The sequence below is a fragment of the Pseudoalteromonas phenolica genome (assembly GCF_001444405.1).
GTDB classification, from domain to species: Bacteria; Pseudomonadota; Gammaproteobacteria; order Enterobacterales; family Alteromonadaceae; genus Pseudoalteromonas; species Pseudoalteromonas phenolica.
On the sequence record NZ_CP013187.1, the window covers coordinates 3,540,043 to 3,560,900 of the forward strand.

Sequence of the window (20,858 nt, forward strand, 5' to 3'; positions counted from 1 at the left end):
GTGCTTACAGGCTGAATTGTACGTCGATCACGCGACCGTCACGTTCAATGCTAATCGTTGCATCAGTGGTTTCTCTGAGCTCTTGCATTGCAGTCATAGCCTGTCTCATATCTGTTAATTGATAGCCATTGATTGCAATAGCCAAATCATTATTCTTTAAACCCATTTTTTTAAATAGCTCAGGGTCTTTACCTGGGCTTAAGCGGTAACCTATTAACTCACCGTTTCTTCGTGCCTGAGATATTCTAATGTAATCGAGTAACTTACCAGGCTCTTTAAGTAGCTCTTGGCGGCGTTGTGCTAGTTCTGAACGATCAATGCTTGGTTTTTTAGCTGCCTCACGCACCTCTCGAGGTCCTGACACTGGCATTGCCACTTGTTTTGTGTAGGCAAGACCATCAAGCATGAGGGTTTCAAATCGGCCATTTACATCTAATAACACACGATCTGGTAAAACTTGCGCTAATTTGGCGCGCGTACCTGTGATTGCATCTTTCACTTCATACGTTTCTTGACGACCCTGCGATTCGATAATCGCCAAACCTGCAGTATCATTTAAACTGACCGCAACAATACCGGTAAGTTTCACATTCAACGTTGTTTTAGGTGCATCTGACACACGCGCGACGGGTTTGGGTGGGGCTTTTGGTTTCTCATTCGCAACACCAAATAGGTTTTGCTGAATAATTGATTGCGTGTTAACGGTATTAGTTTTACTGCTTACTGAACTCGGCAATGGTGCCAAGCTCGCGCTTTGCGGTTGTGGCCAGAACAACCAAACCAACTGTGCACACAAATAAGCAATATAAACAACAGTCAGTACTACCACCAAACGACTAAGTTTGGCATGCGGCAACTTCTGAAATATGCTCGTTAACTGTTGTAATTGTAATTCCATATGAGACTTTTTCTTATTCTGTTGAACGGCCAAGTGTACCGCGACGAAATTAATTCAACAAGCGTACAAATGTGAAACTTTGTGACACTTGTATTACGTGAGATTACCCACATTATGTTGAAGGAAGGGTGAACAGCGCCCGCTTTTGTTGGGCCTGAATATATGATAAATTTCACCTCACAAATCCCTCAATCCTTGATGGTATTCTCGTTGTGAAAAAACAATCCTCTGAACAAAACAGCCAAATAGAAGCGGTTCGCTTAGATAAGTGGCTTTGGGCAGCGCGTTTTTATAAAACCCGCAGTATTGCTCGAGAAATGATCCAAGGTGGTAAAGTACACTATAACGGTCAGCGCTGTAAACCCAGTAAAACGGTTGAAATTGGTGCGACTGTCAACCTTGCTCAGGGTTATGAGGAAAAGGAAGTGACGATTTTGAAGGTCTATGACAAGCGTCAGGCCGCGCCACTTGCTCAGCTGTTATATGAAGAAGCTGAGCACAGTATAGAAAAGCGAGAGCAAAATGCCATCGCTAGAAAGAACAACAGCTTTTTTGCGCCGCGCCCGGAAACCAAACCGGATAAAAAACAACGTCGCGAATTACTAAAGTTAAAATCAAGCTAGGATTTTATAAATGCAATCAGATTTATTACACCGTTACATTTTCGATCAGTTAGACGTTCGTGGTGAGCTAGTACAAATCGAACAAACGTTTAAAGACATTATCGGTGAACACGACTACCCAGAACCTGTAAAGCAATTATTAGGTGAGTTGCTAGTCGCAACCAGCCTACTGACCGCCACTTTAAAATTTGAAGGCGATATCGCGGTGCAACTGCAAGGTGATGGCCCAGTTAAATATGCGGTAATAAACGGTGACCACAATCAAAATATGCGCGGCATTGCACGCTTACAAGGCGAGGTTACGGGTAACAGTATTCAGGACCTAATGGGTCAGGGATATATGGTTATCACTATTACCCCAACTAAAGGTGAACGCTACCAAGGTATTGTACCTTTAACCTCTGATAATTTAGCAGAATGTCTAGAAGGTTACTTTGAACAGTCTGAGCAGTTAAAGACGCGTTTATGGTTTGCAACACGCACTTCGGGTGAGCAACTCAAGGCAGCAGGCCTGTTTTTACAGGTTTTACCTGTTAATAAAGAAAAATCACAACAAGATTTCACTCACCTAGAAGCACTTAGTAACACCATCAAAGATGAAGAATTACTCGATCTAGATGCTCAAACGGTACTGACACGTCTATATCACGAAGACAATCCACAATTGTTCGAGCCCCAAGAGCTAAACTTTGTTTGTGGCTGTAGTCGAGACAAGACCATCAATGCGCTTGTGAATGTAGGCCAAGATGAATTACTGGCTCAAGTTGCAGAAGACGGTGAAATAAATATCAGTTGTCATTACTGCCTGAAAAATTACCGATTTGATGAACAAGATATCAAGGCTATTTTTAACTAAAAGTAGTATTGACTCAGCATCAGCTAAAAAGCCGTCAAAACGACGGCTTTTTAATGTCTAAAAAATGATACCGGTGTCATTTTAAATGGCTTTTTTATGACACCGGTATCATTGAAATTATTCAAGTTTTTTACCAAATTTATGCCTTTTTAACCCTTCCAAAGGCTCGAATATCTCAATTTCATCTGTTACTATAATTTCAGCTTAAGAGTATTAAGAACTCAGAGCTATCCCGTTCAATTCTCACATTTAGGTAATAACATGACATCAAGCGCTACTCGTTTTGTCGATTTAACTGCAGCTGAACTTGTCGAACACGCAATTAGCCGTGGCGAAGGGACTTTAGCCGCAAATGGAGCTTTCGTAGCTAAAACTGGCCGTCGTACAGGTCGTTCACCAAGTGACCGTTTTATCGTTAAAGAGCCAAGCACCGAAACTGAAATCCAATGGGGCAATGTTAACCGTCCTTTCGATGCTGAAAAGTTTGATGCGCTATGGGCACGTGTAGAAGCGCACGTTCAAGAAAATGACCACTTCGTCTCTCACCTAGAAGTTGGCGCAGATCCTGAACACTACCTTCCAGTTGTTGTAACAACTGAAACAGCGTGGCACCACATCTTCGCTAAAAACATGTTTATTGAACCTAAATCATACAATGCATCAGATTTACCTCAGTGGCAGATCTTAAATGTACCTTCATTTGTATGTGACCCAGAGCGTGATGGCACAAACAGCGATGGTACAGTTATTATCAACTTTGCACAGCGCAAAGTACTACTGGCAGGTATGCATTACGCTGGTGAAATGAAGAAATCGATGTTCTCTGTTCAGAACTTCCTACTTCCTGCAAAAGGTGTTTTACCAATGCACTGTAGTGCAAACGTTGGTGAAGCTGGCGACACAGCACTATTCTTCGGCCTTTCGGGTACTGGTAAAACTACTTTATCAGCAGATCCAACGCGTTTCCTTATCGGTGATGACGAGCACGGTTGGGCACCAGGCAGCGTATTTAATATCGAAGGCGGCTGTTATGCTAAATGTATCGATCTTTCGCAAAAGAACGAGCCAGTTATCTGGAACGCAATCAAGTTCGGTACAATTCTAGAAAACGTAGTACTAGATGAAAACCGTGTACCAGACTTCAACGACACAAGCCTAACGCAAAACACACGTGCAGCTTACCCACTAGAGCACGTTGAAAAGCGTAAAGTTGAAAACCGTGCAGGTGAGCCAAAAGCAGTTGTGTTCTTAACATGTGACGTAAGTGGTGTATTACCACCTGTATCTGTACTTTCTGAAGAAGCAGCGGCTTACCACTTCTTAAGTGGTTACACAGCGAAAGTTGGTTCAACTGAAATCGGTTCAACGTCTGACATCGAGTCAACGTTCTCAACTTGTTTCGGCGCACCATTCTTCCCACGTCCAGCTGGCGTTTACGCAGAGCTTCTAATGAAGCGTGTTCGTGAGTTTGGCGCGAAAGTATACCTAGTTAACACAGGTTGGACTGGTGGTCCTTACGGCATTGGTAAGCGTTTTGACATCCCTACAACACGTGCTGTTGTTGATGCAATCGTATCTGGTAACCTTGCTGATGTTGAAACTCAACACATCGAGTCACTAAACCTAGACGTACCAGTAGCAGTACCTGGTGTTGCAACTGAACTTCTTAACCCAATCAATACTTGGGAAGACAAAGAGAAGTACGCTGAGTACGCTGCTAAATTAGCAACTGACTTCCAAGCTAACTTTGAGAAGTACGATGTATCAGAAGCGATTAAGCAAGCTGGTCCTCGCGGCTAATTAGCACAACCAATTCCTTTATCAAAAGCGCCCCTCGTTGGGCGTTTTTTTGTGCCTGAAATACAGCATGTTAACCTGTTTAATTTAGGTAAGATTAAAATTAATAGATGAGCATACTGTTAAGAAACGCGCCTTGCTGAAGAAGTGTCTAATGAGCACTCGTTGACTCATATGAGCCTCTGCCCATACCAACCAAGATGAACATATTAGCTTCATAGATATAGCTGAGTGGGTATTGATTGCGTCGATATAACTGCTAGCTTAAACGTTTGGTTAAGCCTACCCCAGAAAAAGACTCTTTATCCTCGGTAGCACCGACTTTATGTCGGGTTTATATTTCCTTTTTTAACCCTCGACACAACTGACACTATCTACTTTAGATAAACTCCATACTGACAACAAACCCAATTCAAGGTACCACTACAAAGAGACAGCGACAAGAAGCCATGACTAGTTATCATAGCCCTGGCTAGCAAGCTGCACACTGGCGATATTATCGCGAGTAATCAACAAAACTTGCTTTAACTCTACAGAGTAAAAAAAGCTAAACCGCTCGGTTTCTGTGACTAGCTTTAAATGGTCAAAACGAAGCTTGGGCTGCTCATAAATTGATACTGGATTGACCAAATCAACCTGATATGTTTTTCCTTCACCCAAAAGAATTCGCTCTGCATCCAAATCAGCGACTACGATTGAATAAGCACTTGGTAAGAGTAAAATCATACATGAAATCAAGTAAAGAGGGTTTATCTTGTAGTACATGCGGTAAGTTTCTATCCAACTCTTCCAACCCTCAGTCTGAACTTTTGACTTAACTTGCTTTTTGTTATGACGCTTTATCAGCAACGCCGTAATGAGCGAGGTGATTATTGCCACAACGCTTGAATATAAAATGGTTGGTGTCGCTAGAAAAGCCATAATAAAGTCCACAAGCTCTAGGTATTTAATAATGTCCACGCCAACGCCACGACCAAGTACATAGAGATAAATCAAACCTGAGAAACTGAGCGCCAGATAAGTTGTGGACAACAACACACTGGGATGCTCGTAAAAAAAAGCTTTGCTTTTTTCTAACGAAGATTTAAACCAAGCGAAGTAGGCTTCATCAGTTGTGATCCGATTCATTCATCCCCCTGCTTTACATTAAAAATAGTGGCGATATTTCCCAGAGGTACCACTACCGATTTTTTTGTATCTGGATGGTAAATAAACACATACCGACTTGTACTGGCCACCACTTTTACTGCATTTAATTTTGTTATCGTGTTACCTAGCCAATTCACTGGATAGTTAAAACTGACTTCGACTAATTCAGACTTTGTGTGTTTGATGGCGCTAGCTTGGCTCTCAGCCAAAATATTTGCACTAAAAAAAATCGCGATGACTGAAGAACTGAAGCCATATAAAACGGGGATCTTTAAAAATGGCCGGTTCATGGCACTCATAAATTTGCCAATAGATAAAAATTGAATACTTGAAGAAGCACGATCTATGGGGATAAAGAAGACCAATATCAGCAGAAAGGCAACGAATGCTCCGAGTAACCAAAAACTTGAAAAAATAATCGTAAGAAAATCACCGAGCCCAATGTGTTTTAGCCCATCAAAACCAAAGTGAGACAACAAACACGTCAGATAGTACAGACCCGCACCACTTGAAACCAAGTAAATTACAGCTGGCAAAAGACTGGGGTTAACTTTTAAAAAGCGCTTCACTTCAAGCAACTGTCGAAGATAACGAAAATGATAAACGCGGGTTAAATGATCCATATTTATGTTTTTATTTTTTCTTTGATTTTAACGTTATCGCTGCTTTATGTCATTAATGGAACAAGCACAAAAAACGCGACCTTGGTCGCGTTTCTTTTACTTTTTAAAAGTGATTACTGGAATACCACGTTCTCACTGCCAGGCAAGGCTTGGAACTCGCTAACCAGTTGCTCACAATCTTTAAGAATGTCTTTCTCAAGACGTTCTTCAGCACGCCAGCGCTCAGTGTCCATTTTGAAGATTTCTTTTTTAGAGTACTTCTTACGAGCATCGTGCGTCGGCATGTCTTTTACCACTTCATACATTTGATGAATGCCCGGGTAAGTTTCTTCTAGGTTAACTTCTTTCTCAAAGCCATATTGAGAAATAAGAACCCAAATACGCAAACACCCTTCAGAATACTCACATTGCTTTTGATTCATGGCTTTAGCAATAAGATTAATACTGTCAGCAAGCTTGGCATTACGCTCTTGACGCTTTTTCTTTTGCTCAGCTTCATGTTCTGCACGCTTTTTGGCAATGAGTTCATTTTGAGCTTTCACTTGCCAAATCAGCTTACCTGCATAAAAAGATAAACCAGCAATAATAAGTGCACCAATAACCAGTGCAATGATCCACTCAGTTGCCATTATTTATACTCTTCCTCTTCATCGTCGTCATCAAACCATTCATTAGCCAAATCGTCTGACATGAAGTTCTCTAATGGATCATCTTCAATGATGTCGTCTTCTTCAAACTCATCATCAATACCGAGTAGCTCACAAAGCGCTTGGTGGCGTGCAACTGAACGATTGAAGAACTTAGCATCTTTACCTGTGATCAACTCACCACGTTCATGCTGCTCCAATAGCTTCATTAGACGAGGATCATTCTCTAGCTGCTCTAACTCTTGCTCAGGTGTGAGTGATGGCTTCACTTCTTTTAACTCAACCTGAGGTTTTAAATGACGCATCATCTTAGGCTCAGCTGATTCAGGCTTTACCACTTCTGGTTTCAAGCTAATTGGCTTTTTACTACCTAAACGCTTATCTTTGTTGCCCGAGCTAGCAGTTACTTGCTTGTCTTCTTTAAGCGCCTCTGGTGCATTACGCGACCCAGCTTTGGCGCCCTTAGACTTTTTCTTGCGCTGGTCTTTTAGAGCGCGAAGCTCTAATAGCTTTTCTTTACTTAAACGCGGGGTGCCCGTTTGAGCTACCTTACGTGATTTTTTCTTTCTAGTCATAAATCTTCTCTGTCGTTACTTTTTCGACTTAGTTAATACAATGACGTCATTGCCGATAAATTCAACCTGACAGTCAAAGTGCGCCGCGACATAGTCAAATGTTTCACGGCTAAAGAATGCGATATGGGTTAAATCATTTTTATAATGCCACTGAGCAAACCGATTTTGATCAATAATCAGTTTAGTCATCAATACCAAAGGACCGCCAGATTCGAGTAGTGATAATAATTTTTCTAACACCTCGCCCGGTTGAGATAGGTGCTCAATCACTTCAGTGCACGTTATGAAGTCATACGTTTTATTCAGCACTTCAGGCTCGTTTGCATAAAACAAATCAAAACAAGCCATTTCAAAGCCTACTTCTTTGAACATTTCTGCCAACAAAGGCCCTGGTCCACAACCAAAGTCTAAGCCCTTGCAGTGTGAAGGTACTCTTTCTATCGTCGGCTCAAAAGCACGAGATAAAAAGCGGCGATAACCTTCATCATGTAAGCTATTTTCGTGAGTATCGTAGATGGCTTTTTCATCTTCAGATGATAAACGATCTCGCTCATCAACAATCACAAGTGCACACTGCGTACATTGTAAATAACGGCGACGTTTATCTTGGTGATAAGGCTGTAACTCCTCTGAGCCACATAAACCACATACTGACATGATAAATAAGATACCGACTTTGGAATTGGTCGGCTATTGTACCAGCAAAGCATCGAGGCACAAATAAAAAGGCGGCAGAGATTTCTCTCTACCGCCTATCTAATCTGAGCGTCACAAATTTGGACACTTCTCCCTTCGACTTTTTTAAGTCTTATTATTATTTTTATCTACTATCCATATTTTTATTAGTGCTTCCATACATAGTCCATATTGTTTTTATTTTATACTTCCATGAGACTATTTTTTTATTTTCGGTCTTCCTAACGCTTTCTTATTCATCCATAGAGTACCAAGTTAGTACTAACTATTGCTGCCTACGCTTCCAGTTGCGGTGTTTCCATTTTGTTTTGTTGTCTTGGCAACACGTAGTAATCTACTCCTTAATGATTTCGTTACAACTGGTTAATAACCTTTTTTTTGAAAAGATCTGAATCAGCTTTATGTGATCAAAATAAAAACAATAACTTACACTTATTTAATAGATAAATTTAAGCAATAACTTACACGTATCTATGGCAAATGTCTTACAAATGGAATGGGAATTATCTAACAAGTATTCGGGGATCAAAAAAGGCAGCCAAGGCTGCCTTTTGACTAATATATAGTTTATTATCAGAAAGATAACTAAACTATACTACTTTAGTAGCTTAGCGATTAGTGTAAGCCACCTAAGTACTTAGAAAGTACTTCAATATCTTTATCTGTTAATTTCTTCGCGATATCACGCATCATGCCATTCATGTCATTGTTACGTGAGCCATCACGGAATTTCTCAAGCTGTGCTTTGATATATTCAGGATGTTGGAAAGAAATTTTCGGGAACTTAGCAAGTGATGTACCGTTACCACGTGGACCGTGACACGCTGCACATGAAGGAATACCGCGCTCAGCATCACCAGCCATGTATAACTTTTTACCTACTTCAACTACGTCTTCAGGCGTTGTACCTGCACTCATAGTTAGAGAAGCGAAATAAGCAGATAGGTCTTTCATATCTTGATCTGAAAGCGGCATAGCCATACCACTCATTACAGGATCCATACGACCTTCTTTACCACCAGACGTCATACCTAGCTTAAACTCTTTTAACTGCTTATAAATATAGTCAGCGTGCTGACCTGCAATTTTTGGATAAATGTTTACAGGTGCGTTGCCATCTGGACCATGACACGCGGCACAAGTAGCAGCCTTCGCTTTGCCTGCTTCGGCATCGCCATCAAATGCTAGTGCGTTGCTCGCTGACAAGCTACCAAGCAACATCGTTAAAGTTAATGCTATTTTTTTCATGGTAAATTCTCTGTTTCCGACCCTGTAATTAATACCTAGCGATTGAAACACCTATTTTCAGGGTTGCTAGGGAAAAATCAATGCTATTTTTACTTTGCTAGTTGGCTATTCTACACGATTTAAATTTTTCTGGCACGTTTTCTACTCATATTAGACTTATAAATTATAGGGTTTTGACCTAGATTAATTTTAAAAATCAATAAAAAAGTCATTTCACACTGAAATCATCTGTAAATGCTTGCTTTTGCCAAATAACTAACTGGTATAAAATAGCCTAATTAATATCTTCAATCTGTCAGGAGAGCCCGTGATCAAGTCACGTATGAAATACCAAACAGCCACGTTTATTACCAGTGCACCAGATATCAGCCGTCTACCAATTGATTCTGGTATTGAGGTCGCATTTGCTGGCCGTTCGAACGCGGGTAAATCAAGTGCATTAAATGCATTGACCGATCAAAAGCTAGCAAGAACCAGTAAGACACCGGGTCGTACGCAACTTATCAATACCTTCGAACTAGATGAAGATAAACGTTTAATCGATTTACCGGGTTATGGCTTTGCAAAAGTCCCTCTTGAAATGAAGAAAAAGTGGCAACGCGCGCTGGGCGAATACTTACAAAAGCGTAAGAGTCTAAAAGGCATCGTTGTACTCATGGATATTCGCCATCCACTTAAAGATCTGGATATGGATTTAATTAACTGGGCAGTCGATTCAGAAATCCCAGTATTGGCACTATTAACTAAAGCAGATAAATTAAAGCAAGGTAAACGTAAAGCTGAAGTGCTTCAGGTTAAAAAGAAATTAGCTGAACTCGACGCAGACATTACCGTGTGTGCTTTCTCTTCTTTAAAAGGCATTGGCTTAAAAGAGCTAGCTTGGAAACTTGATGACTGGTACTTAGGCCCTTATAAGCCTGAAGATGAGGTTGAAACAGAGTCAGAGTCTGAACAGCCAGACTCTGAATAAGCACGTTAAGTCAGATAATATGCCTGTCCCGCTGAGTTAAGATAGAGGCCTTTGTCATCTTGCTCAGCGATTTCTGCCCACTGATAATAAACCGCCCTGTTTACTCTTGCCGCCAAGCCATAGTTCAGCTTTAAATAAGGCACCTCTTGTCCTTGATATAAACGAGTTTCGATTTCAAACTCACCCAATATTGGCCATTCTCGGTCAAGATTATCTTGGCAAACGATCACATTACCTTGCTCTGAACTTATTACTCGCCAACCAACAATAACAAATGGCACATCTTCTACATCAACCTCACATTGTTCTGCAGGTGTTGTAACGGTATAAACCCCGTCCTGACACTGCAATACACTGGCAAATAACCGGCAAAGTGCCTGCCTTTTAATTTCGGAGTCTTGGTAGTGCCAACGCCCTTCTTTATCAATGCGAATATCACCGCTACTGCAAGTTTGTTGTGGCCACTTTTCGGTTGGAGCGTGCGGCGTCAGTAACGCCGCTTGTAATTCATTCAGACTTTGCATTTCTGATTAGAAATCTTGCTGGTTAAATACCAAATTAAAGGTCACAGGCACAGATTGCGCAATGCTGTCTAGCCCTGCAATTTTACGCAGCGCTTCAATACCCTGTTCAAGTTTATAATCAGCAGCATTCACTAAAACTGCTTTAGTCGGGCTAACGATTAATTGCCTTGCCGTTTGCACAACCGCAAGATCTAACATGAGCTGTTGCTTTTGGCCATGCAGATTAAGTGTCACCGGTACTGATTTTAGTACCTGATGGCCTAGTTTTAAGCTGCCTAAATACGGCGCTAAATCGGCTTCAATCACAGCTTTAGGAAATTGCGCAACATTAAACAACATCTTTTGCATGCGCTCATTACGAATAGGGATCAGCGACTCAATACTAGCCAACTCAATCACCATGCTTAATTGATTGTCATCTATCTGCGCTGCAAGTTGCTCAAAATGATGGTTTTCAGCAATGCTGTTTTTCTTAATCGAAGTAAAGCTCAGTTGGCTTGCATCATTATCTAGTTGCCAGGCGGCAAATGCTTGGGTCGACAGTAAAGACAGAGAAAGAAGTAAAGGTTTAAACATGACGAGTCCTATCTAAAATTATGTATTAAAACTACTACGGTACGAATTTGAAAACCGATTTCGCAAAAATTGAATTATACCAATCCGCTTAACTAAGTGGTCTATTTTGAGGGGTTAAGTGTTAGTGCGGATTGGTACTAATCTCAAAAAGGTACAGTGTAACTGTCGATGAATTATGAAGGAATTAAAAAGAATAAAAGTTTTGGAGAAAAAAACGGCCCTCGAAAACTAGGAGGGCCGCTATAGCAATTCTGGGGAGAAGCTATCAATACTCTGTATCTTCTTGCGAGAGATACATCATCAACAGGATGTCCTACAGGATGAGGACGCGCGCACTGTAACAAATGGATACAAAAAAATAAATGCTAAAAAGCAAAACTTAGGCCAATTTGATATTTTTTAAACATTCTGTTGTTTAAGTTTACGCTTTTTTTACTTTATTTGCTTTGTGAGCCTTGCTACTCCTGTGTATTAACTTAATTACTCTATTTTCTGCAGACATTAAAAAAAGAGGCATAAAGCCTCTTTTTTAAGTTCGAATAAGCTAATTAGTGTGCTTGTTCCCAGTTTTCGCCGTAATCAGCTTCAACTAAAAATGGCACATCTAAACTGGCCGCTTCGCTCATTAAAGAACAAATATGTTCGCTAAACGCTTCAACTTTATCTTTCGCAATTTCAAATACTAATTCATCGTGTACTTGCATAAGTAATTTGATGTCATTGGTCGTTTGTGTAGCAAGCCATTGTGCCACTTTCAGCATGGCTTTTTTGATAATATCAGCCGCTGTACCTTGCATTGGTGCGTTGATCGCTGCACGTTCAGCCGCTTTGCGACGCGCGCCATTTCTTGCCTTAATATCAGGCAGGTGCAAGCGACGACCAAATAGCGTTTCAACATAACCTTTTTCAGCTGCTTCTTCGCGCGTACGTTCCATATATTCAAGTACACCTGGGAAGCGCTCAAAATACTTATCCATATAATGTTGTGCTTCATTACGCGGAATGTCTAGCTGACGGGCCAAACCAAACGCACTCATGCCGTAGATCAAACCGAAGTTAACCGCTTTCGCTTTACGGCGCATATCCGATGTGACCTCTTCAAGCGGAACACCGAATACTTCAGAAGCCGTTGCGCTGTGTACGTCTTTGCCTTCAGCAAATGCTTTCAGTAAACCTGCATCTTGTGACAAGTGCGCCATAATACGCAATTCAATCTGGCTGTAGTCCGCCGCCAAGATCACGTGCCCTTCATCGGCAATAAATGCCTGACGAATACGACGACCCGCTTCATTTCGGATTGGAATATTCTGTAAGTTTGGATCGCTTGAGCTTAATCGACCTGTTGCGGTCACAGCCTGATGATAAGAGGTATGTACACGACCCGTTTCAGGGTTCACAAGCTTAGGCAGCTTCTCAGTATAAGTAGATTTAAGCTTAGCTAAACCACGGTGCTCAATGATAAGTTTCGGCAACGGATAATCATGTGCTAATTCTTGCAGTACTTCTTCAGCCGTTGAAGGGGCACCTTTAGGGGTTTTCTTCAATACCGGCAAGCCAAGCTTGTCAAATAGGATCGCTTGTAATTGCTTAGTCGAACTTAAGTTAAATTCTTCGCCTGCGATCTCGTACGCTTCTTTTTCAAGTTCAGTCAGGCGAGCGGCGATTTCGACACTTTGCTCAGCCAACATTTGGCTATCGATTTTCACACCGGTACGTTCGATATCTGATAACACAGATAATAACGGCAGCTCTATCTCGTTAAATACAGGTAGCAGCTCTGATTGCTCTTTCAGCATAGGCCAAAGTTGGTTATGCAAGCGTAATGTAATGTCCGCGTCTTCTGCCGCATAAGGTGCGGCTTTCTCTAACTCAATTTGATTGAAGGTCAATTGCGATTTACCTTTACCGGCAATTTCTTCAAAGCTGATATTCTTATGACCTAAATATTTTAGTGCCAGTGAATCCATATCATGACGTGTGCCCACACTATTAAAGACATAAGACTCGAGCATAGTATCAAAAGCGATACCATTGAGTTCTAAGCCGGCTCGGGCTAACACACTCTTATCGTATTTAAGGTTCTGGCCCACTTTTTTCACACTGTCGTCAGCCAAAACTGGGCCTAGCACCTCGAATACGAACTCTTTCGAAAGTTGCTCCGGCGCGCCCATGTAATCATGCGCAATCGGTAAATAAGCGGCTTCACCTTCTTTCACGGCAAAGCTCATACCGACTAAATCAGCTTGCATGTAGTCTAAGCTCGTCGTTTCTGTATCAAATGCCATAAGCTCAGCACTTTTAAGCTTTTCGGCCCATGTAGTTAACTGTGCTTCAGTTAAAATGGTTTCGTAATGTGCTTCGATTTTTTTAGCTTCAGGCTGTGCTTGCTCTGCTGCAGTTTTAGGCGCTTCTTTACCGTCGAGTAATTCACTAAGCCAACGCTTAAATTCACATTGCCCATAAAGTTCGATCAAACGATCTTTATTCATGTCAGCAATCGCGAAAGTCTCTAGGTTTTGCTCAACTTCAACGTCTAGTTTAATGGTCGCTAATTCATAAGACAGATCTAGCTGCGCTTTATGTTCTTCTAGCTTTTTAGCCATGGTTTTAGAACCACGGAAACCAAGACCTGCAATGTCATCTAATCTGTCATAAAGTGACTTAATAGAACCAATGCCTTGTAGCATAGCCAGTGCAGTTTTTTCACCCACACCAGGCACGCCTGGGATGTTATCGACTTTATCACCCATCAGCGCGAGATAATCAATGATAAGCTCAGGACCAATACCAAATTTATCAACCACCCCTTGTGGATCGAGTACGGTGTCAGTCATGGTATTAATTAAGGTGACATGCTCATTCACGAGTTGAGCCATATCTTTATCGCCCGTGCTGATCAACACATGACGCTGCTGCTCAGACGCAATGCGCGCAAAAGTACCAATCACATCATCGGCCTCAACACCTGTGATGCTGACTAAAGGTAAACCCATCGCTTTGATGATCTCATGGATCGGTTCAATTTGCGTACGCAGATCATCAGGCATTGGCGGGCGGTGCGCTTTATATTCGCTGTACATTTCATTTCTAAATGTCGGACCCTTGGCGTCAAATACCACAACCATATGGCTTGGGTTAAATTGCCTAACGAGGCTCTTCAACATATTGATCACACCATAGATGGCACCCGTCGCCTCACCTTTTGAATTGGTTAAATGCGGTGGAGCATGATACGCACGGAATAAATAAGAAGAACCATCGACCAAGATCAAAGGATTTTCGGGGATCTGAGACATAATTTAGTGGATCCTAAATGAACTTTTAAAAACCCAGTAAGGATGCCATAAGCAAGCGGATAACTCGAGTAATTATGTCCAGATAAAACCTATTCGAAGCAGGATAATCTGTGGATAACTTTGTAGATAAAGATGTAAATATTCAGACTTTAAATTTTAAGATCGAGAAATCGACCCTAAAACCTTGATTTTAAGGGTGTTTAACATTTTGCGCTTAAACTGATTTATAAAGCGAAATGTGGAAAAGCTATTTTTTAGCACGGTGTGCAACTGTTATTTTCTACCACTCTTCCAAAGCGGGCGGTCATACTACCAAGATTTGATCAGAGATCAAACAAGATCCTTTATAATTTTTTGATCTGAACATACACTACTTTCGATATAAATAAGGTTATCAACTTTTAAGAAGGAAAAACCATGAAGAAAGTCGCGATAATTTTGAGTGGTTGCGGTGTATTTGATGGCGCCGAGATCCATGAATCAGTATTAACAATGTTGCATTTGGAAGCAGCCGGAGCAAGCTATCAATGCTTCGCTCCTAACATTGATCAACACCATGTGGTTAACCACCTAAATGGTGAAGAGATGAATCAAACGCGCAATGTACTGGTTGAAGCTGCACGTATTGCACGCGGTGAAATACATGACCTTGACACACTAAATGTAAATGACTTCGATGCACTTGCTATTCCTGGTGGCTTTGGCGTGGCAAAAAACTTAAGTGACTTTGCGTTTAAAGGTGGTGATTCGACTATTCTTACTGCATTAAAAACGACTTGTGAAGCATTCAATCAACAAAATAAACCAATCGCATATGTCTGCATTGCACCAGCACTAGTAGGTCATATCCATAATAAAGGTATTAAGGCAACCATAGGTAATGATGCAGATACTGCGGCAGCTATGTCTGCACTTGGTGCTGAGCATGTTAACTGTCATGTTGATGACATTGTTGTTGATGAAGCGCAAAAGGTAATCAGTACACCTGCTTATATGCTTGCTCAGTCTATTTCAGAGGCATCAGCAGGTATTCAAAAAGCCATGACTAAGCTTGTAGCATTGGCTTAATCTGCTTTAAGTTCATGGCTAAAATTGCGTTAACGCAAAAAATAATCAGTTTTTGGTCTAATTTGCCAAGTTAACGTTTTATAAATCAATAGGTGGCGTTATAATCGCGTGATAATTCCGTCATCTATCGTGATTGAGCACATCACCAACGAAGTGAGCAAGACAAATGAAAAAACTTTCAGCAGCTTTATTATTGCTATCAACAACTGTTTACGCACAACCTTTTGATAACGCTTTAACTGACGAAGCGATTAAAAAACGCTTAGCACCAGTAGGTTCAGTATACTTAGCAGGTGCAGCAGCTGCCGCTCCAGCAGCGCCTACCGGCCCTCGTTCAGGTGAGCAAGTTTATCAAGTTTCTTGTGCTGCTTGTCATGGCACAGGTGCTCTTGGCGCGCCAAAAACAGCTGATGACTGGGCTGCTCGTTTAACAAAAGGCCGAGAGTTATTAGTAGAGCATGCAATCAATGGTTTTAATGCAATGCCTCCTCGCGGTACCTGTATGGATTGTTCTGATGAAGAGATTGCGGCAGCAGTTGATTTCATGACTAAAAAGTAATGCTTTTTGATGAGAGGTGACTATCACCTCTCATTTAATTCAATTTTTCTCAACTCTCTTTTTTGTCCCCGATTTTCCCCTTGACCCCCCATGACAAAAGTGGAATCATAAGCTTAATAAATAAGCAAAACTAATAATAATTGGGTAAAATCATTGGAAGATCCCGCACTTTTAGCTAATCGCCTAAAGTATAAAAATAAGAAGCTAAACAAGCTCTTAAAAAAATACAAACAGCGAGATCAATTACAGAATGCGCTCATACAATTGTCTGAGCTGGCAAATACTGTGGCCGAGCTAACTCTGCTATACCCTGCTATTCACGATATTCTCAAGCAATACTTGCCCAGCAACAGCTTTTACGTTGTGCTGCAAAACCAATATACACAATCTTTAGAGCTGTCTTACTTCATCGACGAAAAAGATGGTATCTCAGTCCCAATTCAAGAGTCGCACCACTTCTCTGAAGGCGTAACTGGTTTTACTTTTAAGAAAGGTGAAACCGTTCATATCAATAAACAAGAAATGAGCCGCCTAAGTAAAGAAGGTCAGTTTAAATTACTTGGCACACCCGCTGAGCATTGGTTAGGTGTACCCATTCGCCAAAATAGACAAATCATTGGTGTTATGGTGACTCAAAGCTACGAAGTTGCGCTCAATTATAACGAACAGCAAGTCGAACTACTTGAATTTATCTCACTTTATTTAGGTACAGCCATTGAGCGTGTAAAGAAGCGTGAGTTACTTGAGTCAGAAGTAAAAATTCGTACTCGCGCGGTAATGCAAAGTAATGAGGCCTTGAACAAAGAAATAGAAAGTCGCAAACGTGCTTTAGAGCGCCAACAAATTCTCTTTAAAATTTCTGAATTGGCCACACAATTTACGGATATAGACGATGTGTATAAACAAGTGCACCGTATTATTCGTTCGATTACGTTCGCTGACAACCTTTATATCGCCTTATACGATAAAACCTCAAATTGGCTCAGCTTTCCGTACTGTATTGATGAAGTTGGTGATTACTGCCCTCGCCCTTTTGCTAATGGGTATAGCGAGCTCGTTATTAGTACTGAACGTAGTCAGCTGATTAATCGTGAGCGTGCCGAAAAGCTAATCAAGCAAAAAATCGTCATTCGTAGCGATGATGATGTGATTAAACCTGCAAGTAGTTGGATGGGCGCACCGCTCAAAACCGCCAATGGCGTTATCGGTTTAATTGCTTGCCAAGCTTATGATGATAAATATGAGTTTACATATGAAGACCTTGAGTTAATCTCGTTCATATCTAACCAAATCGCGTCTGTTTTACAAACGCACCTTGCGAATCAAGCTCTGAAACAAAGCCACCAACAGCTAGAGCAACGCGTAGCAGACAAAACTAAAGCGTTACAACAGAGTAATTTGCACCTTCAAATGCAAATTGAAGAGCGTAAAAAAATTGAAAAACAACTCTATCACGACGCTCATCATGACCCATTAACAGGCTTACCTAATCGTAGTTTATTTTTAACCCAGTTAGAAAAGACACTACACAAATATCAAAGGCACCCTGATTACAATTTTTCAGTACTCTTTATTGATTTAGATAAGTTCAAAGATATCAACGATGAGTTAGGTCACCAAGCCGGAGATCAATTCTTAATTTGGGTCAGTAAAGCGTTTGCTGAATGTATTAGAGACCATGATTTATTAGCCCGCCTTGCCGGTGATGAATTTGTGATTCTATTAGATCACCTCAGCGATAAACAACAAGCTGAAGACGTCGCTAAACGTATTATTAAAGTTATGCAGCAACCTTTTGTGATGAAAGGGCAAACTGTCTTCAGCGGTGCCAGTATTGGTATTACCTACTCGAATAAACGGTACCAACATATTGACGAAATTATTCGAGATGCTGACGCAGCTATGTATTATGCTAAGAATGCGGGCAAAGGTCGCTATGAATTCTATCATCCACTGCTAACCGCAGGTACCTCATCAAACAAGGTTGACGCTGAGCAACATAACTTAAGTAGCTTAACGACCCACTTTAGATCGACCGATGTCATCGATTTTTCTAATAACCAAGTGCAACTTCAGTTACTAGAAATTTTTGGTAATCATCCTATTTTAGGCAGTACCAGTTTTGATGTTTTAAAGAAGTTTACGGCCGAAAAAAGCGAATTGCTTGATCTCGAGTTTTCTTTGTTAAAAAAGGCCTTAATCCTCAGCGAAACACATCATCAAGAGCTTTTATTTAGCTGTGCCGCTGTGGTGCTTGAAAGCGATAACTTTACGCATCTATGCCATTTACTAAAACAACATAACCATAATGTGTGTCTGTTATTTAGCGAAGAGGAGCTAAGATTTGCGTCAAGCACACAATTACAAAACCTCGAAACCCTGACACAGATGGAGTTTGCTGTAGGTCTCAATGACTTTGGTAAAGACCGTTGTGATTTAAGCTTGATCAGTAAAATTAAGTTTCAATACTTACTGCTCAGCTCAACTTTTAGTAAACGTGTCTTGCAACAACCTTGTTTCGAAGTGCAGTTGCAAGGTGTTTTGGCAGTCACTAAGATGCGTCAATGTAAAGTCATTGCCAAAGGTCCTGCAATTTTAAATTTCAGAACCTTACTAGAAAACCATGGTTTGCAATTGTTCTTTGGCAAGCAAGTTAACTACGATAAAGACACTCGAGGCAATACACTCTTCGAGCGCACTTCTGAGCCTCTATCTCTTTAACATGGCACGCAAGTTTGCAACGCGTGCCTGACCTGATTGCATACGCTCTTGTTGCGATTGTACGGTTTTCTTTTGACCTTCTATTTGTAGATCATCTTGTGGTAATTCTTGCACAAAGCGACTCAGTTCAGGTGTTGATACCTCGCCAAACTGACGACGATTTTTCGCATATGTCATGGTCAATGTTTGCTGTGCACGAGTGATCCCAACGTAGGCAAGACGGCGCTCTTCTTCAACATTATCTTCGTCAATGCTGGTTTGGTGTGGTAAGAATCCCTCTTCCATCCCCACCATAAAGACATGCGGATATTCCAAACCTTTAGAGGCATGTAATGTTAGCAACTGCACTGCATCGCTATCATCTTCTTCTTCGTTACGCTCTAGCATATCCCTAAGTGTCAGTTTACTCACCACCTCAGGTAAAGTCATTGGCGGATTATCTGCATCACCCGTTATCATATCGGTGATCCAACGATATAGCTCAGAGACATTTTTCATACGCATTTCAGCCGCTTTTGCACTAGGCGATGACTCATATAAATAGGCTTCATAATTAATTTCACGTACCATGTCTTTTACAGCTTCCAATGTGTCTCCACGCGTTGCTCTATCTGATAGCTCAACGACCCAGCGAGCAAACCCCATCAGTGCATTAAAACCGCGCCCTGCAAGTCGACTTGCCAGTTCAGGCTGAAAGCATGCTTCGAATAAACTGATGTGTTTTTCGTTAGCTAAGCTACCTAACTTCTCAAGCGTAACCGGGCCAATTTCACGTCTTGGTGTATTCACAATACGTAAAAATGCGTTGTCATCGTCCTGATTCACCAGTAGGCGTAAGTAAGCCATAATGTCTTTAATTTCGCTTCGCGCAAAGAACGACATGCCGCCACTGATTTTGTAAGGAATGCGGTTACTCATCAGCGCTTTTTCAAATACCCGAGCTTGGTGATTACCTCGATATAAAATCGCGTAATCTTTGTAGCTAGTACGCTTCATAAACTTATGGGAGATGATTTCAGCGACTACGCGCTCTGCTTCGTGCTCTTCGTCTTTGGTCGCTATCACTCGAATTGGGTCACCATAACCGAGTTCACTAAACAACTTTTTATCAAATTCATGAGGGTTATTGGCAATCAAAATATTCGCAGCTTTTAGAATTCGACCTGCACTTCGGTAATTTTGCTCCAATTTAATCAAGCGTAAACCAGGAAAGTCCTTTGATAGCAATACTAGATTTTGTGGTTTTGCTCCACGCCAGGAATAAATCGATTGGTCATCATCGCCTACCACGGTAAAACGCGCGCGCTCACCCACCAGCAGCTTAACCAACTGATACTGGCTGGTATTGGTATCTTGATATTCATCCACTAGTAAATAACGGAAACGCGCCTGCCAGCGCTCTCTCACATCTGGGTTTTGCGCCAACAACAAAGTGGGGATCATGATTAAGTCATCAAAATCTAACGCGTTATATGCGCGTAACTGTAACGCATAACGGGCGTATAGTTGTGCGAACAAGGCTTTTTGTGGTTCGCGGGCTTCACTAATAGCACGTTCAGGTAAAATTAGTTCGTTCTTCCAGCTGCCAATTTGCATCTTCAGCAAATTCAGTAGATCTTTGTCTCTGTCTAATTCTTTTTCGGTTAATTCTGCCAAAAGTTGGTGAGTATCTTGATCGTCAAATAACGAAAAGCCTGGTTTGAAACCCAGTGTTTTAAGCTCTTTTTTAATGACCTCTAAACCCAAGGTGTGAAACGTAGACACCCATAAGCCTTTTGCTTCTTGCTTGCCAAGCGTTTGCCCTACACGCTCACGCATTTCTTTTGCTGCTTTATTGGTGAAGGTTACCGCAGCAATGTTTTTTGCTTGGTATTCACAATGTTGCACAAGGTAAGCAATTTTATTGGTAATTACGCGCGTCTTACCTGAGCCTGCGCCCGCTAACACTAGGCATGGGCCGCTTATATACTTAACCGCTTCATCTTGTTTTGGATTGAGTTTCATGTTTGGCAGGTCCGAAATTCTGAGGCAG

Annotated in this window: 18 protein-coding genes; 7 read left to right on the plus strand and 11 right to left on the minus strand. The window is 41.3% G+C overall.

Translation table 11 applies throughout. The features are described 5' to 3' along the window. Positions 1 to 4: 4 nt before the first annotated feature. Complete coding sequence (gspC, locus tag PP2015_RS15940) at positions 5 to 898, minus strand: type II secretion system protein GspC (RefSeq protein WP_058031240.1); 894 nt, start codon at positions 896 to 898, stop codon at positions 5 to 7. Positions 899 to 1,110: 212 nt separating this feature from the next. Here gspC and hslR point away from each other — a divergent pair, with 212 nt between their 5' ends. The 3 genes from hslR to PP2015_RS15955 all read left to right on the plus strand — a co-directional run bounded on the left by hslR (position 1,111) and on the right by PP2015_RS15955 (position 4,177). Next, on the plus strand, positions 1,111 to 1,521 hold the full coding sequence (gene hslR, locus PP2015_RS15945; RefSeq protein ID WP_058031241.1) for a ribosome-associated heat shock protein Hsp15: 411 nt from the start codon (positions 1,111 to 1,113) through the stop codon (positions 1,519 to 1,521). Positions 1,522 to 1,531: 10 nt separating this feature from the next. Then, positions 1,532 to 2,377, plus strand: a complete 846-nt coding sequence (gene hslO, locus PP2015_RS15950; protein WP_058031242.1) for an Hsp33 family molecular chaperone HslO — start codon at positions 1,532 to 1,534, stop codon at positions 2,375 to 2,377. Positions 2,378 to 2,638: 261 nt separating this feature from the next. Then, on the plus strand, positions 2,639 to 4,177 hold the full coding sequence (locus PP2015_RS15955) for a phosphoenolpyruvate carboxykinase (protein ID WP_058031243.1): 1,539 nt from the start codon (positions 2,639 to 2,641) through the stop codon (positions 4,175 to 4,177). A 450-nt stretch (positions 4,178 to 4,627) separates the two neighbouring features. Here PP2015_RS15955 and PP2015_RS15960 read toward each other — a convergent pair whose 3' ends face one another. The 6 genes from PP2015_RS15960 to PP2015_RS15985 all read right to left on the minus strand — a co-directional run bounded on the left by PP2015_RS15960 (position 4,628) and on the right by PP2015_RS15985 (position 9,112). Then, positions 4,628 to 5,302, minus strand: coding sequence for a hypothetical protein (locus tag PP2015_RS15960; protein ID WP_058031244.1), 675 nt, complete (start codon positions 5,300 to 5,302; stop codon positions 4,628 to 4,630). Continuing rightward, complete coding sequence (locus tag PP2015_RS15965; RefSeq protein WP_058031245.1) at positions 5,299 to 5,946, minus strand: hypothetical protein; 648 nt, start codon at positions 5,944 to 5,946, stop codon at positions 5,299 to 5,301. Before PP2015_RS15965 ends, PP2015_RS15960 begins: the two co-directional genes overlap by 4 nt. Positions 5,947 to 6,059: 113 nt before the next feature. Then, positions 6,060 to 6,575: a DUF2489 domain-containing protein gene (locus PP2015_RS15970; RefSeq protein ID WP_058031246.1), complete on the minus strand. Its 516-nt coding sequence runs from the start codon at positions 6,573 to 6,575 to the stop codon at positions 6,060 to 6,062. Then, a complete protein-coding gene (gene yihI, locus PP2015_RS15975) occupies positions 6,575 to 7,168 on the minus strand; it encodes a Der GTPase-activating protein YihI (RefSeq protein ID WP_058031247.1) in 594 nt (197 codons plus the stop codon). The genes PP2015_RS15970 and yihI overlap by 1 nt, the downstream gene beginning before the upstream one ends. Before the next feature lie 15 nt (positions 7,169 to 7,183). Further along, positions 7,184 to 7,825, minus strand: coding sequence for a class I SAM-dependent methyltransferase (locus PP2015_RS15980; RefSeq protein WP_058031248.1), 642 nt, complete (start codon positions 7,823 to 7,825; stop codon positions 7,184 to 7,186). Positions 7,826 to 8,479: 654 nt separating this feature from the next. Continuing rightward, positions 8,480 to 9,112, minus strand: a complete 633-nt coding sequence (locus tag PP2015_RS15985) for a c-type cytochrome (protein ID WP_058031249.1) — start codon at positions 9,110 to 9,112, stop codon at positions 8,480 to 8,482. A 307-nt stretch (positions 9,113 to 9,419) separates the two neighbouring features. Here PP2015_RS15985 and yihA point away from each other — a divergent pair, with 307 nt between their 5' ends. Further along, positions 9,420 to 10,082: a ribosome biogenesis GTP-binding protein YihA/YsxC gene (gene yihA / locus PP2015_RS15990; protein WP_058031250.1), complete on the plus strand. Its 663-nt coding sequence runs from the start codon at positions 9,420 to 9,422 to the stop codon at positions 10,080 to 10,082. Between the two features lie 5 nt (positions 10,083 to 10,087). On the opposite strand, the gene PP2015_RS15995 is transcribed toward yihA, so the two are convergent. The 3 genes from PP2015_RS15995 to polA all read right to left on the minus strand — a co-directional run bounded on the left by PP2015_RS15995 (position 10,088) and on the right by polA (position 14,478). Next, positions 10,088 to 10,606, minus strand: coding sequence for a DUF1285 domain-containing protein (locus tag PP2015_RS15995; protein ID WP_058031251.1), 519 nt, complete (start codon positions 10,604 to 10,606; stop codon positions 10,088 to 10,090). Positions 10,607 to 10,612: 6 nt separating this feature from the next. Continuing rightward, on the minus strand, positions 10,613 to 11,182 hold the full coding sequence (locus PP2015_RS16000) for a YceI family protein (protein WP_058031252.1): 570 nt from the start codon (positions 11,180 to 11,182) through the stop codon (positions 10,613 to 10,615). A gap of 548 nt (positions 11,183 to 11,730) precedes the next feature. Beyond that, the gene (polA, locus tag PP2015_RS16005) at positions 11,731 to 14,478 is read right to left on the minus strand and encodes a DNA polymerase I (RefSeq protein WP_058031253.1); all 2,748 of its coding nucleotides are present in this window, start codon (positions 14,476 to 14,478) and stop codon (positions 11,731 to 11,733) included. A 417-nt stretch (positions 14,479 to 14,895) separates the two neighbouring features. On the opposite strand from polA, the gene elbB reads away from it, so the two are divergent. The 3 genes from elbB (at position 14,896) to PP2015_RS16020 (ending at position 18,826) form a co-directional block, all read left to right on the plus strand. Further along, positions 14,896 to 15,546, plus strand: a complete 651-nt coding sequence (gene elbB, locus PP2015_RS16010) for an isoprenoid biosynthesis glyoxalase ElbB (protein WP_058031254.1) — start codon at positions 14,896 to 14,898, stop codon at positions 15,544 to 15,546. Between the two features lie 166 nt (positions 15,547 to 15,712). Then, complete coding sequence (locus PP2015_RS16015) at positions 15,713 to 16,105, plus strand: c-type cytochrome (RefSeq protein ID WP_058031255.1); 393 nt, start codon at positions 15,713 to 15,715, stop codon at positions 16,103 to 16,105. Positions 16,106 to 16,258: 153 nt separating this feature from the next. After that, positions 16,259 to 18,826, plus strand: a complete 2,568-nt coding sequence (locus tag PP2015_RS16020) for a sensor domain-containing diguanylate cyclase (protein ID WP_058031256.1) — start codon at positions 16,259 to 16,261, stop codon at positions 18,824 to 18,826. Here the strand turns inward: PP2015_RS16020 and rep are convergent. Then, positions 18,815 to 20,830, minus strand: a complete 2,016-nt coding sequence (rep, locus tag PP2015_RS16025; RefSeq protein ID WP_058031257.1) for a DNA helicase Rep — start codon at positions 20,828 to 20,830, stop codon at positions 18,815 to 18,817. The genes PP2015_RS16020 and rep overlap by 12 nt on opposite strands. Between the last annotated feature and the right edge of the window lie 28 nt (positions 20,831 to 20,858).

Bases quoted from the DNA above. Each gene is read 5' to 3' on its own strand.
- gspC (WP_058031240.1), bottom strand. From the start codon at position 898: ATGGAATTACAATTACAACAGTTAACGAGCATATTTCAGAAGTTGCCG.
- hslO (WP_058031242.1), top strand. From the start codon at position 1,532: ATGCAATCAGATTTATTACACCGTTACATTTTCGATCAGTTAGACGTT.
- PP2015_RS15955 (WP_058031243.1), top strand. From the start codon at position 2,639: ATGACATCAAGCGCTACTCGTTTTGTCGATTTAACTGCAGCTGAACTT.
- PP2015_RS15960 (WP_058031244.1), bottom strand. From the start codon at position 5,302: ATGAATCGGATCACAACTGATGAAGCCTACTTCGCTTGGTTTAAATCT.
- PP2015_RS15965 (WP_058031245.1), bottom strand. From the start codon at position 5,946: ATGGATCATTTAACCCGCGTTTATCATTTTCGTTATCTTCGACAGTTG.
- PP2015_RS15970 (WP_058031246.1), bottom strand. From the start codon at position 6,575: ATGGCAACTGAGTGGATCATTGCACTGGTTATTGGTGCACTTATTATT.
- yihI (WP_058031247.1), bottom strand. From the start codon at position 7,168: ATGACTAGAAAGAAAAAATCACGTAAGGTAGCTCAAACGGGCACCCCG.
- PP2015_RS15980 (WP_058031248.1), bottom strand. From the start codon at position 7,825: ATGTCAGTATGTGGTTTATGTGGCTCAGAGGAGTTACAGCCTTATCAC.
- PP2015_RS15985 (WP_058031249.1), bottom strand. From the start codon at position 9,112: ATGAAAAAAATAGCATTAACTTTAACGATGTTGCTTGGTAGCTTGTCA.
- PP2015_RS15995 (WP_058031251.1), bottom strand. From the start codon at position 10,606: ATGCAAAGTCTGAATGAATTACAAGCGGCGTTACTGACGCCGCACGCT.
- PP2015_RS16000 (WP_058031252.1), bottom strand. From the start codon at position 11,182: ATGTTTAAACCTTTACTTCTTTCTCTGTCTTTACTGTCGACCCAAGCA.
- polA (WP_058031253.1), bottom strand. From the start codon at position 14,478: ATGTCTCAGATCCCCGAAAATCCTTTGATCTTGGTCGATGGTTCTTCT.
- elbB (WP_058031254.1), top strand. From the start codon at position 14,896: ATGAAGAAAGTCGCGATAATTTTGAGTGGTTGCGGTGTATTTGATGGC.
- PP2015_RS16015 (WP_058031255.1), top strand. From the start codon at position 15,713: ATGAAAAAACTTTCAGCAGCTTTATTATTGCTATCAACAACTGTTTAC.
- rep (WP_058031257.1), bottom strand. From the start codon at position 20,830: ATGAAACTCAATCCAAAACAAGATGAAGCGGTTAAGTATATAAGCGGC.